The organism is Paenibacillus sp. FSL F4-0236 (assembly GCF_038000135.1).
Taxonomy (GTDB): domain Bacteria; phylum Bacillota; class Bacilli; order Paenibacillales; family Paenibacillaceae; genus Paenibacillus_AQ.
In genome coordinates this window covers 5,918,663-5,935,016 of sequence record NZ_JBBOBK010000001.1, presented here as the reverse complement: position 1 = coordinate 5,935,016, position 16,354 = coordinate 5,918,663, and the positions used below count along the sequence as shown (strand labels likewise).

General features: G+C 43.1%; 11 protein-coding genes. All 11 read left to right on the top strand.

Annotated features, from left to right (window positions below; translation table 11 throughout):
• Positions 1–29 precede the first annotated feature (29 nt).
• The 11 genes from NSQ29_RS26405 to NSQ29_RS26355 all read left to right on the top strand — a co-directional run bounded on the left by NSQ29_RS26405 (position 30) and on the right by NSQ29_RS26355 (position 16,354).
• On the top strand, positions 30–1,697 hold the full coding sequence (locus NSQ29_RS26405) for a DUF4091 domain-containing protein (RefSeq protein ID WP_341126820.1): 1,668 nt from the start codon (positions 30–32) through the stop codon (positions 1,695–1,697).
• Positions 1,698–1,751: 54 nt separating this feature from the next.
• Positions 1,752–3,509: a glycoside hydrolase family 35 protein gene (locus NSQ29_RS26400; RefSeq protein ID WP_339244281.1), complete on the top strand. Its 1,758-nt coding sequence runs from the start codon at positions 1,752–1,754 to the stop codon at positions 3,507–3,509.
• A gap of 232 nt (positions 3,510–3,741) precedes the next feature.
• Positions 3,742–4,887, top strand: a complete 1,146-nt coding sequence (locus NSQ29_RS26395; RefSeq protein WP_341126819.1) for a glycoside hydrolase family 88 protein — start codon at positions 3,742–3,744, stop codon at positions 4,885–4,887.
• Between the two features lie 7 nt (positions 4,888–4,894).
• Complete coding sequence (locus NSQ29_RS26390) at positions 4,895–5,752, top strand: DMT family transporter (RefSeq protein WP_340973691.1); 858 nt, start codon at positions 4,895–4,897, stop codon at positions 5,750–5,752.
• A gap of 46 nt (positions 5,753–5,798) precedes the next feature.
• A complete protein-coding gene (locus tag NSQ29_RS26385) occupies positions 5,799–7,304 on the top strand; it encodes a CehA/McbA family metallohydrolase (RefSeq protein ID WP_341126478.1) in 1,506 nt (501 codons plus the stop codon).
• A 424-nt stretch (positions 7,305–7,728) separates the two neighbouring features.
• Positions 7,729–9,117, top strand: coding sequence for a sugar phosphate nucleotidyltransferase (locus NSQ29_RS26380; RefSeq protein ID WP_341126477.1), 1,389 nt, complete (start codon positions 7,729–7,731; stop codon positions 9,115–9,117).
• Positions 9,114–11,174, top strand: coding sequence for a glycosyltransferase family 2 protein (locus NSQ29_RS26375; RefSeq protein ID WP_339244287.1), 2,061 nt, complete (start codon positions 9,114–9,116; stop codon positions 11,172–11,174). Before NSQ29_RS26380 ends, NSQ29_RS26375 begins: the two co-directional genes overlap by 4 nt.
• Before the next feature lie 128 nt (positions 11,175–11,302).
• Positions 11,303–12,745 (top strand): glycosyltransferase family 39 protein, encoded by a 1,443-nt coding sequence (locus NSQ29_RS26370; protein ID WP_341126476.1) that lies wholly within the window; start codon positions 11,303–11,305, stop codon positions 12,743–12,745.
• A 324-nt stretch (positions 12,746–13,069) separates the two neighbouring features.
• Positions 13,070–13,753, top strand: a complete 684-nt coding sequence (locus NSQ29_RS26365; protein WP_339244289.1) for a Crp/Fnr family transcriptional regulator — start codon at positions 13,070–13,072, stop codon at positions 13,751–13,753.
• Positions 13,754–13,897: 144 nt separating this feature from the next.
• Positions 13,898–14,521: a hypothetical protein gene (locus tag NSQ29_RS26360; protein WP_076299962.1), complete on the top strand. Its 624-nt coding sequence runs from the start codon at positions 13,898–13,900 to the stop codon at positions 14,519–14,521.
• Positions 14,522–14,533: 12 nt separating this feature from the next.
• The gene (locus NSQ29_RS26355) at positions 14,534–16,354 is read left to right on the top strand and encodes a cyclic nucleotide-binding domain-containing protein (protein ID WP_339244291.1); all 1,821 of its coding nucleotides are present in this window, start codon (positions 14,534–14,536) and stop codon (positions 16,352–16,354) included.

The following is a 16,354-nucleotide window of genomic DNA, read 5'->3' as shown; positions in this document are numbered from 1 at the left end:
CAATTCATATGGGGGGAAAAGAAGTGGAAATGTTGAATAGAGCTGCACGGATGGAAACAAGATGTATCAGTTCATTAATCAAGGTATTTGCCGATGAAGAACTACATGCGCCAGCTCAACTTAGAGGCTCGGCACTACTTGGTGAATTCTATTCTTTCCAGGTTGCATATCGGGCAAATGTACTTATGCGGTCGCTTCAAGTTCGGGCCGAGCAATCCGAGTTGGGGCCCAATATCACTGTGCGAACTGTAGAGTTAGTACCTGCTAATATGGTGAGCTATCACGATGCAGATGAACATGTCTTAAGAAGCATGCCAGGTCTTTATCCAGATGTGTTAATTCCGTTCGATACAAATCGAGGTTTAACTGGTTATCCGAATCAATGGCGCTCAATATGGATCACTGTTGAGGTGCCGCTCAATGCTAAGGCGGGCTTATTTGATATTTGTATCCAAATCGAAAATGATAGCGGCGAACAAGTAGGGGAGGATACATTTACGCTGGAAGTGATCACGGCAACATTGCCGGAGCAGTCGCTTATACATACGGAATGGTTCCATGTAGACTGCTTGGCTACCTACTATAAAACGGACATATTTAGCGAGTACCATTGGCAGTTGATTGAGCAATACATCCACACCGCGGTGAAACATGGAATGAATATGATTCTAACCCCTTTGTTTACACCGCCGTTAGACACGGAGATCGGGGGAGACCGCCCAACCGTACAACTTGTTCAAGTAGAACGGACAGGAGAGAAGTATAACTTCACTTTTGAGCGATTAAAGCGTTGGATAGAGCTATGTGACCGCAGTGGCGTGAAATATTTTGAGTTCTCCCATCTATTCACACAATGGGGTGCCAAGCATGCACCAAAAGTAATGGCTATGGTTGATGGTCAATTAAAGCAACTATTTGGATGGGATACCGATTCTAGAGATCCGGAGTACACGGGATTCCTTACGTTATTTTTACAAGAGCTATTAGCGTTTGTGAAAGAGAATGGTTTAGAGCAGCGAGTTTATTTCCATCTATCGGATGAACCAAATCTTGCGGACATGGATTCTTATCGTGCAGCGAGCGAACTTATTGGGCCAATTCTAGAAGGTTTTCCGATCATTGATGCGCTCTCTGAGTATGAATTTTATGAAAGTGGTTTAATTAAGCATCCGATTCCAGCGAGCAATGGTATTCAACCATTTCTGGATCATGGCGTAGAGGGGTTATGGACTTATTATTGCTGTGCCCAATACAAGCTCGTTTCTAATCGCTTTCTTCATATGCCGTCATCACGCAATCGTGTACTCGGGATGCAAATTTACAAGCTAAAGCTTAAAGGATTTTTGCATTGGGGTTACAACTTCTGGTATGCACAATTTTCGAAGTATCCGATTGATCCATTTCAAGTGACGGATGCAGGAGGTGGATTTCCAGCGGGCGATGCATTTTTGGTATATCCAGGCGCTGAGGGGCCGATCGAGTCGATCAGGCTGGAGGTCCTTACGGAAGCTCTGCAAGATTTACGCGCACTTGAGCTACTCGAGCAGAAAGTCGGAAGAGAGGCAGTAATCGCCTTATTGGAAGATGGCTTGGAGCAAGAATTATCCCTTGAAGTATACCCACAAGAGGCAGAATGGTATATCCGTAAGCGTGAAGAGATTAACCGTCTGGTTAGCGAGAATTCTTGTTCAGAATAGTAATGACAGGTAGAAGGAGTCTATATCGAGTTCATGAGTAGAGGAGTATCTAATATGGCATCATTCACAGTGCAAGGAGATCAATTTCTTTATGAGGGTACACCCCTTACGCTTGTGTCAGGAGCGATTCACTATTTTCGCGTAATTCCTGAGTATTGGAAGGATCGATTGAGCAAGCTGAAGGCTTGCGGCTTTAACACGGTAGAAACGTACGTTGCATGGAATATTCATGAGCCTCAGGAAGGTAAGTTCTGTTTTACGGGTATGGCGGATATCGTCACATTTATCGAAACAGCAGCAGAGTTAGGTTTGCATGTTATCGTACGCCCAAGTCCTTACATCTGTGCGGAGTGGGAGTTCGGTGGAATGCCGGCCTGGCTGCTTGCCGAGGATGGGATGCGCTTGCGCTGCTATGACGAGGTATTTTTATCTAAGATAGATTCTTATTATGATGTGCTGCTGCCGAAGCTGAAGCCGTTGTTATGTACGAATGGCGGCCCGATCATCGCGATGCAGATAGAGAATGAGTACGGAAGCTATGGGAATGACCTGAAATATCTAGAACATATACAGGAGAGCATGATCTCACGCGGGATGGACATCCTGCTGTTCACCTCAGATGGCCCTGAAGATTTCATGCTGCAAGGCGGCATGGTTCCAGGAGTTCTTGAAACCGTTAATTTTGGCTCGAGAACGGAGGAAGCCTTTAATAGTTTGAAGCAGGTGCAGCCGGATAAGCCGCTAATGTGTATGGAGTATTGGAACGGGTGGTTCGATCATTGGAACAAGCCGCATCATACGCGAGATGCACAGGATGCTGTGCATGTGTTTGAGGATATGCTGAAGGCTGGCGGATCGGTTAACTTTTATATGTTTCATGGCGGAACAAACTTTGGATTCTACAATGGTGCCAATAATCACGGGATATATGAGCCAACGGTAACTAGCTACGACTATGACAGCCCACTGACAGAATGGGGGGACGTTACGGAGAAGTACATTCTGTTAAGGGAGCTTATTGCAAAATATCTCGATACGGAGCTAATGCCGCTTCCTGAGCCTGTTCGCAAGATGGATTATGGCAGTGTTCAGATGAAGCCAGTAGCACCGCTGTTTGACCTACTGCCAGTGCTGTCGACGCCTGTGCAACGAACTTGCCCAGAGCCGATGGAGAAGCTTGGACAGGATTATGGCTTCATTTTATATACAACGAAGGTTTCCGGTCCTAGACAAAATTGTTCACTGGTCTTGCAGGAGGTACATGATCGTGCGCTCGTATTTCTCGATGGAGAGTATAAGGGAGTTATTGAGCGTTGGGATCCGCAGCCGATTGAGTTCCATGTACCAGAGGGCGGAGCAGAGCTTCGTATTCTAGTCGAGAATATGGGCAGAACAAACTATGGACCGTATTTAAGAGATTGTAAGGGAATTACCGAGGGTGCGAGATTGGGATTCCAGTTCCTATTTGATTGGACGATTCATAGTCTACCAATGGACAATATCGATCTACTACATGAACCTGTTGTTAATGTTGAGGAAGGAAAAGAAGGACCTGCATTTTATAAAGGCTCCTTCCATATTGAGCAAGAGGCAGATATCGCAGACACCTTCCTAGCACTTGAGGGCTGGACAAAGGGAATTGTATTCGTAAATGGCTTCAATCTCGGACGTTATTGGGAGGCGGGACCGCAAAAGACGCTTTATGTTCCAGGGCCATTGCTGCATGCCGGTGAGAATGAGATTGTTGTGTTCGAATTGCATGGTACGAATGACCTGCAAGTTACACTTCAGGATCAACCGGACTTAGGGTGATATTACTATGGGTTCAGTAGGAGGAGACCTTGAATGGGCATCAGAAAGAGACGGATTTCAATTATAGTAGCATTCTGTATGACATTCCTACATCTTGGTTGAGCATGTGAAGACATTCAAGGATATGGACAATCATTGGGCTAAGGAAGATGTAGACTATCTGGTGAGGCTGCTGCAGTTCTGCAACGAATGCTTCGCTGAGATGAATGGATCGTGGAAAGGGTGTAAGGACATGTGGAAACATGCAATTGAAGATGCAATGGAGAAGATCAAAAATAATGTGGAGCGTTTCGGTGATCGCTTCCCACATGTCAGTGTTAACGGCAGGTATGAATTGAACAATAATGATGATTGGACGAACGGGTTCTGGAGCGGAATGCTGTGGCTGTGCTACGAGTATTCTGGCGACGAGGCTTACCGTGAGGCAGCACGCCTTACGGTAAAAAGCTTCAAGCGGAGAATGGAACAGAACATCGTTCTTGATCATCATGACATTGGATTCCTCTATACGTTATCCTCGCAGGCGCAATGGGTGGTGGAGCAGGATGAGGAATCAAGAGAATTGACACTACAAGCGGCAGATGTACTCATGCGTCGTTGGCGCGAGGATGGACAGTATATTCAAGCTTGGGGACTGTCTGGTGATGCACAGCATGGGGGACGAATGATCATTGATTGTCTCATGAATCTCCCGCTGTTGTTCTGGGCTTATCAACAAACAGGGGAAGAGCGTTATCGTCAGGTTGCGATTAAGCAAGCTGATCAAAGCCAGCGATATCTTGTGCGTGGGGATGATAGCTCATACCATACGTTTGTGTTTGATACGGAAACAGGTGAAGCGCTTGGCGGAGCGACTCATCAAGGATTTACGAACGGATCTACATGGGCTCGTGGTCAAGCATGGGGTATTTATGGCTTTTCCCTTGCCTATCGCTACACAGGACATAAAGTTTACTTGGACACGGCGAAGCGTATGGCATCCTATTTTATTGGGCAACTGCCAGAAGATTATGTGGCTTATTGGGACTTTGATGCTCCGGTTAATGCGAATACGTATCGAGACAGTTCCGCTTCAGCGATCGCCGCAGCTGGCTTGATCGAGATGCTAAGTCTTCTTGACGATACAGATCCCGATCGCGCTGAGTTTGAAGAGAAGTTTGAGCTGTCGATGACCTCACTCATGCTTCATTATTCAACTATTGGCGAAGAAGGAGCCGAGGGATTATTAAAACATGGGTCCTACTATGTACGAGGAAATGTAGCTCCAGATGATTATATGATATGGGGCGATTATTTCTACCTCGAAGCACTGATACGTTTGGAAAAAGGAATAAAAGGATACTGGTACGAGTCACAACCTTTACAAGAAATTCGGTGATTAAACAATGACAACTATCGCACTCATACTCGTGTTAGCATCTGGTTTTACGCATTCAATATGGAATTTGTTTGCGAAACGTAGCATGAACAAAGATGTGTTCCTATGGATGATTAATATCCCGTGTTTTTTGCTGCTTACTCCATATCTGATTGAATGGCTAGTAAGCAATACGATTCCATTGAAAGCTTACGGCTTAATACTGCTATCTATAATGCTGCAGAGCGGGTATTTCATACTACTATCGAAGGCGTATCAGTTCGGTGATATTTCGCAGGTTTACCCGATTATGCGTGGGACAGGAGCACTGCTCGTTCCTGTCCTAAGTGTACTTATGTATAACGAGTCCCTTTCCATCTTCGGATGGGCAGGTTTAATGCTTATTATTTATGGAATGATCCGCATCGGTGGCTTTAAGCTGAATCGAACATTGCTGCAAGATAAGAAGTATATGAAGGGTCTTATGTATGCTCTTGGGGTTGGTTTATGCATAACAGGCTATACCCTGACAGATAAGAACATATTGGAATTCATGCCACCGCTTGCATTACTGGCCCTGTGCAACATTGGCTATATGCTTGTTCTAACATTGCCTGCCTTGCGCTCGAAAGCGGTTAAGACGGAGTGGAAGATCAATAAGGTGCCACTTATAGTCGGCTCCATTTTATCGCCAGGATCTTACTTGTTATTCTTATTTGCTATGAATCTAGGCCCTTTAGCACATCTGTCTCCGATCCGAGAGATAGGCACCGTCTTCGGGACACTGCTAGGCATAATAGTCTTGAAGGAACAGCAGGGTAGAATGCGGGTCATGATGTCGATTGCGATTACGACAGGGATAATTATTATTGGAACACTTGGATAGATGAAGAATTGTACAACTAAACTTGGAATATGGAGGGTGGCTAACTATGAATAAAGGACAAATTTCCGTTAAGCTGGAACAGAATAATACCTACTTCCCGATTGAGGCAGAAGAAGAGTACGAATGGTTCGCGATTCGATTTACTTATGAGAAGGAGAAGTCGTGGGGACGATTACATTTGTTTGATTCGGAAAAACATATTCGATTCTGCTTTCTGGATGGTGGAAACGAGCGGCTCATTGTCGTTCATAACCAACCAGAATTAACGAGTTCAATAGCGGTGCCAGGGCCGATTATGACCGGCACATGGATGCTTGAAGTTTCAAATGAAGAAGGCAGAACTTTTGAAGCTGAGTGGGAATTTGGTTGTGGCACATTGCCAGACGAGTATGTATCTGCGCAAATTCAGGGCGAACGTGAGTATTGGAACAGCGGCAAGCTGAATGCTGGCTTCATAATGGAAAACTATGACTGGGCGAAGATATGGCAGGCAGGAAGCCGTTGGTACAAGGGGGATTTCCATACGCATACCGTGTTGTCCGATGGCAAGATGACTCAGCTTATGAATCGTGAGCAGGCACTGAAGCAAGGTATGGATTTCTTTGTAGCGACAGATCACAATGTAATGTCTACATCTTGGGCTAAAGGAGATGCGCTCGTCATTCCAGGTGTAGAGGTAACAGCTGGCGACGGACATTGGAATGCACTTGGACTTCGAAAATGGATCGATTGGCGAGCAACCTCACCGGATGGAGGCCTAACCACTCAGCAGGGTATGGATCGATTGATGAAAGAGGCGGCAGAACTGGGGGCGATTTGCTCAATTAATCATCCGATGCTGACGCCATGGGCTTGGCTATACGGAGAGACGCAGTTGGAGGGAGTACATTCCATGGAAATATGGAATGACCCGACCTTTTCTCCTAACAATGTAGCTACCGAGAAAGCATTGCAGTTATGGACAGTAAGCTGGAATGAAGGCTATCGCATTACAGGTATTGGCGGCTCTGACTCACATATGCTACCAACTGAGAGCTATGATGATAGCCCAATTCCTTCTTTAATCGGGGATCCTGCTACGTATGTGTGGTGTGATGATCTGAGTGCAGATGCAGTATTAGAAGGTGTGCGAAATGGGCATGTTTATGTATCGCGCGGTCCAGTGATTGATGCATCGATTCAAGCTGGTGGTAATACTTATCGCTTCGGCTGTGACCTGTCTGCTGCATTCAGTCAGGAACAAGGAGAAATAGCATCTCATGAGGTGACTTGCACATTAAGCGTAGCAAGTGATGTCAACGCTCGAGTGACACTGATCCACAACGGAATTGCTGAATCGGTAAGGGATGTATCTATAACGGCCACAGGAGAAGTACCTGAGGTGCTGGAATGGAATATAGCTTTAGAAGAGGGGACGTATAACTGGTATCGCTTTGACATTCGTGATGAAGCGGGGACGCTGCTCGCCTTTACGAATCCAGTTTATTATGGTTCTAAGAAGCCGCAGATCACAACTTATAACGAGCTCTTGGCAAGTGCGAACCTGACGTGAAAATAGATGCTGCATTTATTGTTGAAGCTAGCGGATAAGACAATTTTACAAACCGTATACACGTAAATAGGCTACCCAGGTTCTGAGCTCAGGTGAATTGTGATTTCGCATAGCTACAATTCGGGTCCGCCATGTAAAACCACATCAGCAAGAGGATGTGGTTTTTGCTTTATTTACAATCTCTAGGGTCCTCGTAACAATTTGACCATATTTTTTTGTATAATAGGATCCTTTTTTAAGGAAAATGTAGAATTCTAGTATTTGGAAGGTTAATATGTTAGATTATGTATGAATTATCTAGATGTGATTACGGCTATTTGCCATTTTGGATGAGTATCGTCAAATAACTAGATTAATAGTGCTGCCTTTAGGTTCCTTTCATTGAGATATTTGATCTTTCATTAATAGCTAGAAGGAGAATACTATGAAAATAATACTTTTATCTGGCGGATCTGGAAAGCGATTATGGCCGTTGTCAAACGACTATCGTTCGAAACAGTTTATAAAGGTAATGAATAGTGATAATGGCATTAATGAAAGTCAAACTTCAATGATCCAACGAGTATGGAACAACTTAAAAAAGTATGATCTTGCTTCTTCGGCGATCATTGCAGCAAGCAGGGTACAGCAAGAGGTCATCGAATCTCAACTTGGCGATGATGTTACTCTCGTGCTCGAGCCCGTTAAGAGGGATACTTTCCCGGCAATATGTCTAGCATCGAGTTTTTTGCATACAAAATGGAATGTGAACGAAGATGAGGTAGTTGTAGTCATGCCTGTCGATGTTGAATCGGATGAAGGCTTTTTTGCTGCTATTAGGCAGCTTGCGCTTGAATTTGAATCATCGACAGCAAATATAGGGCTTATTGGCTTGAAACCGACACATCCTTCAGAGAAGTTCGGTTATATTCTTCCTGATTCTTCAGATGATAATGCAGCTTTGTTAACAATTGACCGATTTGTTGAAAAGCCTGCTTCAGACGAAGCATCACAATTGATTGCTTTGGGTGCGCTATGGAATTGCGGGGTATTTGTTTTCCGCTTAGGCTATCTACTTCAATTATTGGATGCGTCACAACGGCCTAGGCAATACGAGGAGCTTCTTACTCAATATCACACGATGCCTGCCATCAGCTTTGATTATGAAGTGGTTGAGAAGGAAAGAAACGTTGTCGTGAAACCGTATGAAGGAAAATGGAGTGATCTGGGAACTTGGGATGAATGGGCAACCACGATGCCAAGTTACTTGAATGGAAAAGGTATTCTAAGTGAGGATAGTGTAAATACACATATCGTCAATGAATTGCAGATCCCAATCGTTGTGATGGGGATTTCCAATGCAATTATCGCGGCCAGTCCAGACGGGATTTTGTTCGCGGATAAAAAACTCAGTCCCAAGCTAAAGGAACTGATAAAGCCCATTTCAGCAAGGCCTATGTACGAAGAGACCCTATATGGATGGTACCGTGTGATTGATATAGAGAAGAACGAGATGGACCAGCACGTAGTTACGAAGCGGGTGCATGTATGGGCTAGAAAACATATTAGCTACCAGATTCATACGATGCGCGAAGAAATATGGACGATTATTAGCGGAAATGGGGATGTCGTTGTTGATGAGCAACGCTTTACCGTGAGTTCAGGCGATGTGATTCATATTAAGTGTGGATCGAAACATGCAATTAGGGCGATAGATGGCCTTGACCTGATTGAGGTTCAAATTGGTGTTGAAGTTAGTGAAGAAGACATAACAAGATATGACTACGACTGGGAAGAGCACAGGCTCCTAAGGAAAGGAAGAATATTCGTATGAAGCCTGTACGTATTGGGGATGCACTGTTGAGCGAAGGCTTAATTACGAACGAACAGCTGCAAGAAGCTATCGATTACCAGACAAGATTTGGCGGTCGCCTAGGCGATATTATTATGAAACTAGAAGGTGTGGATCGCGAAGCGATTCAATTATTCACTCAGCAGCTTCCAAGCAAAGGACGACTAGGCGAAATGCTGGTGAATACAGGGCAGATTACGCAAGAACAGCTGGATCAAGCTCTTTTGTTTCAACAGAAAAGTGGAGGTATTCTGGGAGATATTTTGTTATCGTTCCGTTTTATTGAACCTGATCAGCTATATCGGGCCATTGCCACTCAGAATAATATGGGTCGTATCGGCGTGGAGTTTTCATTTGAGCAGGAGCATAAATTGCCAGAAACGATGGCCCGTGCTTATAATGCGATTATTTTAAATAGAGATTTCAACCGGTACTTGGTAGCGGTGAGTAGCATTCTATCTCAGGAACAGGTGAGGGAACTAGAAAGATACCTGGACAGCCCGATTGAACAAGTAATGGCAACTAGAGACGAGATGGAATTATTCTGGAAAGAAGTTTACGTCGAGGAGCTCATGTTGGAAAGTACGGATAAGCTTATAGCCGAAAAACCAGAAGATTCCGCACATATTACGTTTACGAAAAGACAAACCATTGGATTACTTATATCCGGTGTATTATTTGTGGGCGGTTTGATATGGGATTGGCTATGGACATTAATCATATTTAACATCGTTGTTCAAATCGGATATTTATTGATGTCGGTCTTTAAATATTCCATTTTAATCTACGGGGCAAAGGAATCAGCTCAGCTTAGGTACACGGAGGAAGAAATTGCAGCTATAGATGAAAGATCCTTGCCGGTATATAGCATACTGGTTCCTATCTATAAGGAAAGCAATATCATTCCACAGCTTATTCGAAATATTGAAAACTTAGATTATCCTAGATCGAAATTGGATGTCAGGCTGCTAATTGAAGAGGACGATGTCGAAGCCCAGGAATTACTGAGAGCGTTCAAGCCTCCATCTTATTTTACGGTGCTTGTTGTGCCGCACAGCTTGCCCAAGACTAAACCAAAAGCTTGCAACTACGGTCTTATACGGGCAAGAGGAGAATATGTAGTTATTTATGATGCGGAAGATCGTCCCGATCCAGATCAACTGAAAAAGGTATACCTTGCCTTTCAGGCGAGTCAAGAAAATGTTTGCTGTATACAGGCAAAGCTTAATTATTACAACAGCAATCAAAATCTGCTAACCCGCTGGTTCACTCATGAATATAGCATGTGGTTTGAATTGCTTCTGCCAGGAGTAATGCAACTCGATATTCCAATACCTTTGGGAGGCACTTCAAACCATTTTAAGACGGATGTATTGAAGAAAATTAATGCGTGGGATCCGTACAACGTGACGGAAGACGCGGACCTTGGAGTTCGACTATATAAAGAAGGATACAAGACGGCTATTGTTGACTCCAGAACATGGGAAGAAGCAACGAGCCGAGTAGGCAACTGGATTAGACAGCGGTCGAGGTGGATTAAGGGTTATATGCAAACATGGCTTGTCCATATGCGTAATCCGGTTCAGCTTTGGCGTGACCTCGGAGCAAAAGGCTTTTTTGGCTTTCAAGCGATGGTGCTTGCAACTCCCATGCTGCCTTTATTAAACCCTATATTTTGGACAATGCTGTTGCTGTGGTATTTGGCGAAAGTAGAAATCATACCTCTATTTTTCCCAGGTCCAATTTATTATTTTGCCGCATTTGAATTGTTTATTGGCAATTTTATTTTTGTATATAGTCTTACTGTTGGTATTTACTGGGTAACAAGAGATTTACATAATAAAGGAAATAAAGTATTTTCATTTTCACTTATCAAATACACATTGTTGACGCCGATTTATTGGGTGTTGATGAGTATCGCAGCAATTAAGGCGGCAATCCAACTCGTCACCAAGCCATTTTATTGGGAAAAAACGACTCACGGACACGCTACAATGGATACACATCATGCAAATTCAAAAATGGATACATCGATGTAGGCCAACAAATAAATGGATAGGTGAATTGAATGTCAGTTACATGGAAACGATCAAAATATATTATCTTTTTTTTGGTTTTGTTACTAGAGTTGGGGGTAGGATATTACCTAACATCCATTTATGGATTTATGTCGGGAGACGCTTCAAGCCGTGTAGCTAATGCTTTCTATGTCCTTTATAGTCGTGAGCCGAGCCTTGCAAATATTGGGTTTGTCTGGAATCCTCTCCCGAGTTTTATGGAGATGATTTTACTTGTATTTTATCCCCTATTCCCAGCACTTGCATCAGAAGGATTAGCTGCCGTTATTGTTTCCAGCTTATTTGCTGCTCTAACTGTAGCGTTATTAGTAAAGGCTGGAAAGCAATTCGGTTTAAACAAATGGTTAAGCATCATCTTTGCACTGCTTTACGCTTTTAATCCGTATATTTTTTATTATGGAGCTAATGGACTAACAGAGGTTATCTTCATTTATTTCATTAACATAGCTGTGATCCAAATGCTGCTCTGGATGCATAAAGATGGTGCAAGACCTTTGGTTATAGCAGCCATTGCAATTGCATTTGCTTTTTGGACACGTTACGAAACTGTATTTTTTGGGGCAGCACTAGCAGTAGCGGTCCTTATCTGGATAATGCAGACCAAAAAAGAATTAATGAAGGAGCGGTTGCAGCAAGTCGAGGGAACGTGGATTCTTCTATTAACGCCGGTTGTTTTCTCAGGATTGTTATGGATTTTCTTCAACTATACAATTATGGGGGATGGATTTTACTTTCTGACATCCAGCTACGGGAATTTAGGACAAGCTACCTTATTAATGGAAGATGAGAAATTTACTTCGCTGGTTAATAACCCTATTTCTACTTTAATTTTCGTTGCGGAGCGTTTATGGTATTTCAGTATACCGCTCATTATCATATTTGTGATGCGTATCATAGAGCGGCGAATATTCAGATGGGATTTTCTCATGCTGCTTATACTTGCACTCTCAATACCTTCGATGCAAGTTATTCTTTTGCTAAGGGGAGGGACTGCAGCGTGGATTCGATACTACATGTATGTATTTCCGATCGTTGTTGCGTGGATTCCTTACGAGATTAGCAAAATGAGATTTCGTAAAGTAGGATCAACCCTGCTCATTATTGGGATGCTTATAAGCGGAGTAGTCATGGGTATGATGATGAATAATCCGAAAATCGCATCCGATGAATATGAGGCTTTCCGTCAAAATAAGCTGTTTGAAGAACAACAAGCTGGCGCAGCGGTAACAGCATTCATTAATAAAAATGTGCCTAACCAGATGATTCTTACAGACTCATTCAGCAGCTTTAGAATTATTATGGGCAGCAGCAATCCTAAAAACTTCGTTATAACAAGTGATGATGATTTTGTAGAATCGCTTGAAAATCCTGCAGAGCATAACATTGATTTTATCCTGCTTCCAAACCCGAAAGCCGTTTTGTCCATAGATGGAGTGAACCAAAAGTATCCGGATCTCTATGAAAATGGAGCAGAGTGGACTACATTGTATCAAGAGTTTAATGGTTATTGGAAACTATATAAGGTGAAGTAGGCTTGAAATAATGAATCCTTCACCTCCTAAGCCCTAAGCTATCATCAACAACAAATCCCCTCGCCTCTACCCAAAACCACATCCGCATGAGGATGTGGTTTTTTGCTTTCTATGACCTGTCTAAAGACTTGAAGAAAAGCATATCCTGTCAGGATTATTAATCCATAAAATGTAAAAATGTCACATGATAATTTGATGACTACAGTCACTATTTATCTTAATTTAAAAGTATTACAATAAAGGATGGTCCTAAAGATTTAACTTTTGCTAGAGTTGAAGCCTAATAGAAATTATAAAATGATACACTGGAGGCTGCTCTTGAAGATGAACCCACAACTGTTACGAGATTTCCCATTCTTCGAACATCTTGATGATGAATATTTAGCTGAAATTGCCAAGTTATGTAGCGAGCGTACTTATATAAAGGGAGAGTCTATCTTTTTTGAAGGTGAAGAGGGAGAGGAACTCTATCTGGTTATATCTGGAGTTGTTCAAATCTATCAAGATAACCACTCAAGGGATGTAATCCTTTCTATTTTTAGAGAAGGTGATTTCTTTGGAGAGATGGCTTTATTGCAAAATGAAAGAGCACGTTCTGCGTCTGCAAGAACCATTGAGAAATCCACCTTATGTATTCTGAAAAAACGCGATTTCATACCCTTATTAAAAAGTAATCCGGAAATACTAATCGGCATTTTGGAAACAGCGTTAGATCGTCTACGTGATGCCAATAAATTAATAACAGACTTAACCGTTATTGATGTGCGTACGCGCATTGCTCGCGTGTTGCTGCGTCTAACAGAACAGCATGGAGTGCCCTCTGATGAGGGTGTTCTAATCGATTTGAAGCTGACGCATCAACACCTGGCGGATATGACAGGAACGGCGCGCGAGACCGTGACAAAATCATTGCTTGGATTACAGGATGAGCAGTTGATACGTATTGATCAGAGGAAAATACTTGTGTGCAACATAGATAGACTTAGAAAGATACTTGATGTGATTTGAGTTCGAGTATTTGGAAATTGTAATTGGGGTTACAGACCATTTATCACCCAAAATGATATAACAATATTAACAAAGAAAGCGCATATTTGGATTTGTTAATCGTAATGACGCAATGATCATCCATAAATGAAAAGAGGAAATGAAATGAGCGTGAAAAAATTAGTTTTATCTATGTCAGGTACTTTTGTACTGGGGATCATTGTAGGAGGGGCTTTGTTGTATAACAATTCGGTGTATAACTCTGTTAAGGATGCCCTGAATGGAAATGCCACGCAAAATTCGGTAGGTAGCGTTGATATGAGTGGTATGACACAGGTTAACATTCAGGGCATGGATCTTGAAGCAGCAATGATGGCTGTACAGTCGAGTCGTGCAAGTATGTTAGAGGATCAGTTGAAAGATCAAATCGCATCCGTACAAGCCAAGAATGAAACAATCTCAAAACTGAATCAATTGTTAGGAGTGATCAATGAAGAGCTAGCGAAGCTTCCTTCAGGTGCCGAGGCCAACGCTGCTGTAAAGCTGGCAGATGACAAGGGGGCCATGTTTACTGCTATGAGTATGGCTATACCGCAAACAAAAGGGCAACTTGAGAATCTGTTGGGACAAATCAAATCACAGATTGATAGTGCAAGTAATAGTCAGCAAATGGACATGCTGCGCCTGCAAAGTCTAACGAATAAACGTAACGAAGCTTTTGATACAATGACAAATTTTATTAAAAAAATGCAAGATTCCAGAAGTAGTGTTATTGGAAATATGCGGTGATGAGTTAAACCTATGATACCAAGTGCTGCAGTCGATTTTCTACGGGATCATCCGTTATTACGAGGTATTCCTGATGATGAGCTACGAAATGTAATTAATGCTATAAAACTTGTGTCTTTAGAGGATGGACAGCGACTTCTTATGGAAGAGTCCACCTCTAAGGACTGTTTCATTATATGGCAGGGGAAAGTGCAAGTCACCTCAGTTAACTTAGTTGGGCAGGCACTGCTCTTGGCTGAACTTGGACCGGGAGAGTTAGTCGGAGAGATCGGTCTGATTCGGAACGTACAAAGATCAGCTAGTGTTACGGCAATCGGGCCAGTACAAGCGTTGCGTCTAGACCGTTCCTCGTTCGAATATTTGGCGAAGCTGAGTCCGTTATTTTATGAAAGTGTACTTGTGAACATACGGATCCGAATGATCCATAGTATGCTTCGCAAAGCGACAATTTGGTCGGTCATTCCTGATGCTGAACTTCGGGGTCTTGCAGAGATTACAACGATCAAGAAAGTAACCAAGGGCGAAGAGATTATCGTAGAAGGTGCGGTAATGGATCAATTTCTCATGATTAGTAGCGGGAGTATCGAACTTCACGGTCAAAAGCGGCGTAAGACTGTTCTTCGTGAAGGGGATTTTTATGGAGAGACAGAGTTACTAACAGACACGGCTTCCTCACACACGTTGATCGCGATAGAAGATAGTGAATTGCTAATCATGGGCAAGTTAGAATTCTTAACTATACTCGATTATTACGCTCCGGTTCGTCAACAACTCATTGAGTTTCTAAATATGCGAACACCCCATCTGATGGAGAGAGTTACAATTGCTTTTGGCGAGGAGTCTATTATCGAGGATAATGAATTGCTACCTAAAGCCAAAGACAATTGGATTAACCAGTTGCTATGGTTGGTCGGTGGATTCCTTGTCTTATCCTTCTTGGCACTGTTCCTTCATAGCCAATGGTGGAAGATCGCCGCCTTAATTGTTGGAGGTGTGGTGGGTCCCCTAGCATTCGTAGCTTTTGTGAGAAATCAGCAGTTAATAGGCTTTCGTCAGAGGAGGCTTGGTCTAGTTTTTGCGTCTACCGGAATTGTCGCTATCCCTCTGGCTTGGTATTTAGAGCGGATTTGGCTTTTTGAAGCAAAAGCAAGTTCCTTTGACTTTTCGCAGTTTTACGTACCTTTGTCTGTAGCTCTAATAGAAGAAACTGCAAAATTATTAGTCTGTGTGATGCTCGTTCGAACGCGAAAAATCCATTTTCTGATGGATGCAGTGGTGTTTGGTGCCGCAGCAGGAATGGGATTTGCTGCAGTGGAAAGTATTATTTATGGATGGGTGCATATAGACGAAGCCTCTTCACTTGGGATGCTCGCAGTCCTATGGATGAGAGCATTATTATCGCCATTCGGTCATGGAACATGGACTGCGATTGCAACTGTGGGTATCTGGTATGCAAACAGCATGCATAAGCACTCGAATTTGGGGGACGGTAAGCCGTGGACGAGAGGGATACGTGCAATGGAGATGTTTTTGGCAGCAGTCGTGATGCATGCACTATGGAATTATCACTTTGAATCGGGTCTGATGAAGGCGGGAGCTATGGCTGTAGTCGGGTTTATAGGACTCTATTTATTATTCTCACTTATTCGTAGGGGAAGAAAAGAGGAGTTCCATACATTGAATATGTTGAATCCAACCACGCATGAGGCGATAAGGCATGACGATCAAGTGAAGCCCATGACGCAGGAGCTTTACTGTGAAGGCTGCGGGTCATTGTCTCCTCAGGGTACCCGCTACTGTGCACGCTGTGGCCAAGCATTAAGGGTTAAATGA

Coding starts and splice junctions, on each gene's coding strand:
- NSQ29_RS26405 (WP_341126820.1), top strand. CDS start 30: ATGTTGAATAGAGCTGCACGGATGGAAACAAGATGTATCAGTTCATTA.
- NSQ29_RS26400 (WP_339244281.1), top strand. CDS start 1,752: ATGGCATCATTCACAGTGCAAGGAGATCAATTTCTTTATGAGGGTACA.
- NSQ29_RS26395 (WP_341126819.1), top strand. CDS start 3,742: ATGTGGAAACATGCAATTGAAGATGCAATGGAGAAGATCAAAAATAAT.
- NSQ29_RS26390 (WP_340973691.1), top strand. CDS start 4,895: ATGACAACTATCGCACTCATACTCGTGTTAGCATCTGGTTTTACGCAT.
- NSQ29_RS26385 (WP_341126478.1), top strand. CDS start 5,799: ATGAATAAAGGACAAATTTCCGTTAAGCTGGAACAGAATAATACCTAC.
- NSQ29_RS26380 (WP_341126477.1), top strand. CDS start 7,729: ATGAAAATAATACTTTTATCTGGCGGATCTGGAAAGCGATTATGGCCG.
- NSQ29_RS26375 (WP_339244287.1), top strand. CDS start 9,114: ATGAAGCCTGTACGTATTGGGGATGCACTGTTGAGCGAAGGCTTAATT.
- NSQ29_RS26370 (WP_341126476.1), top strand. CDS start 11,303: ATGTCGGGAGACGCTTCAAGCCGTGTAGCTAATGCTTTCTATGTCCTT.
- NSQ29_RS26365 (WP_339244289.1), top strand. CDS start 13,070: ATGAACCCACAACTGTTACGAGATTTCCCATTCTTCGAACATCTTGAT.
- NSQ29_RS26360 (WP_076299962.1), top strand. CDS start 13,898: ATGAGCGTGAAAAAATTAGTTTTATCTATGTCAGGTACTTTTGTACTG.
- NSQ29_RS26355 (WP_339244291.1), top strand. CDS start 14,534: ATGATACCAAGTGCTGCAGTCGATTTTCTACGGGATCATCCGTTATTA.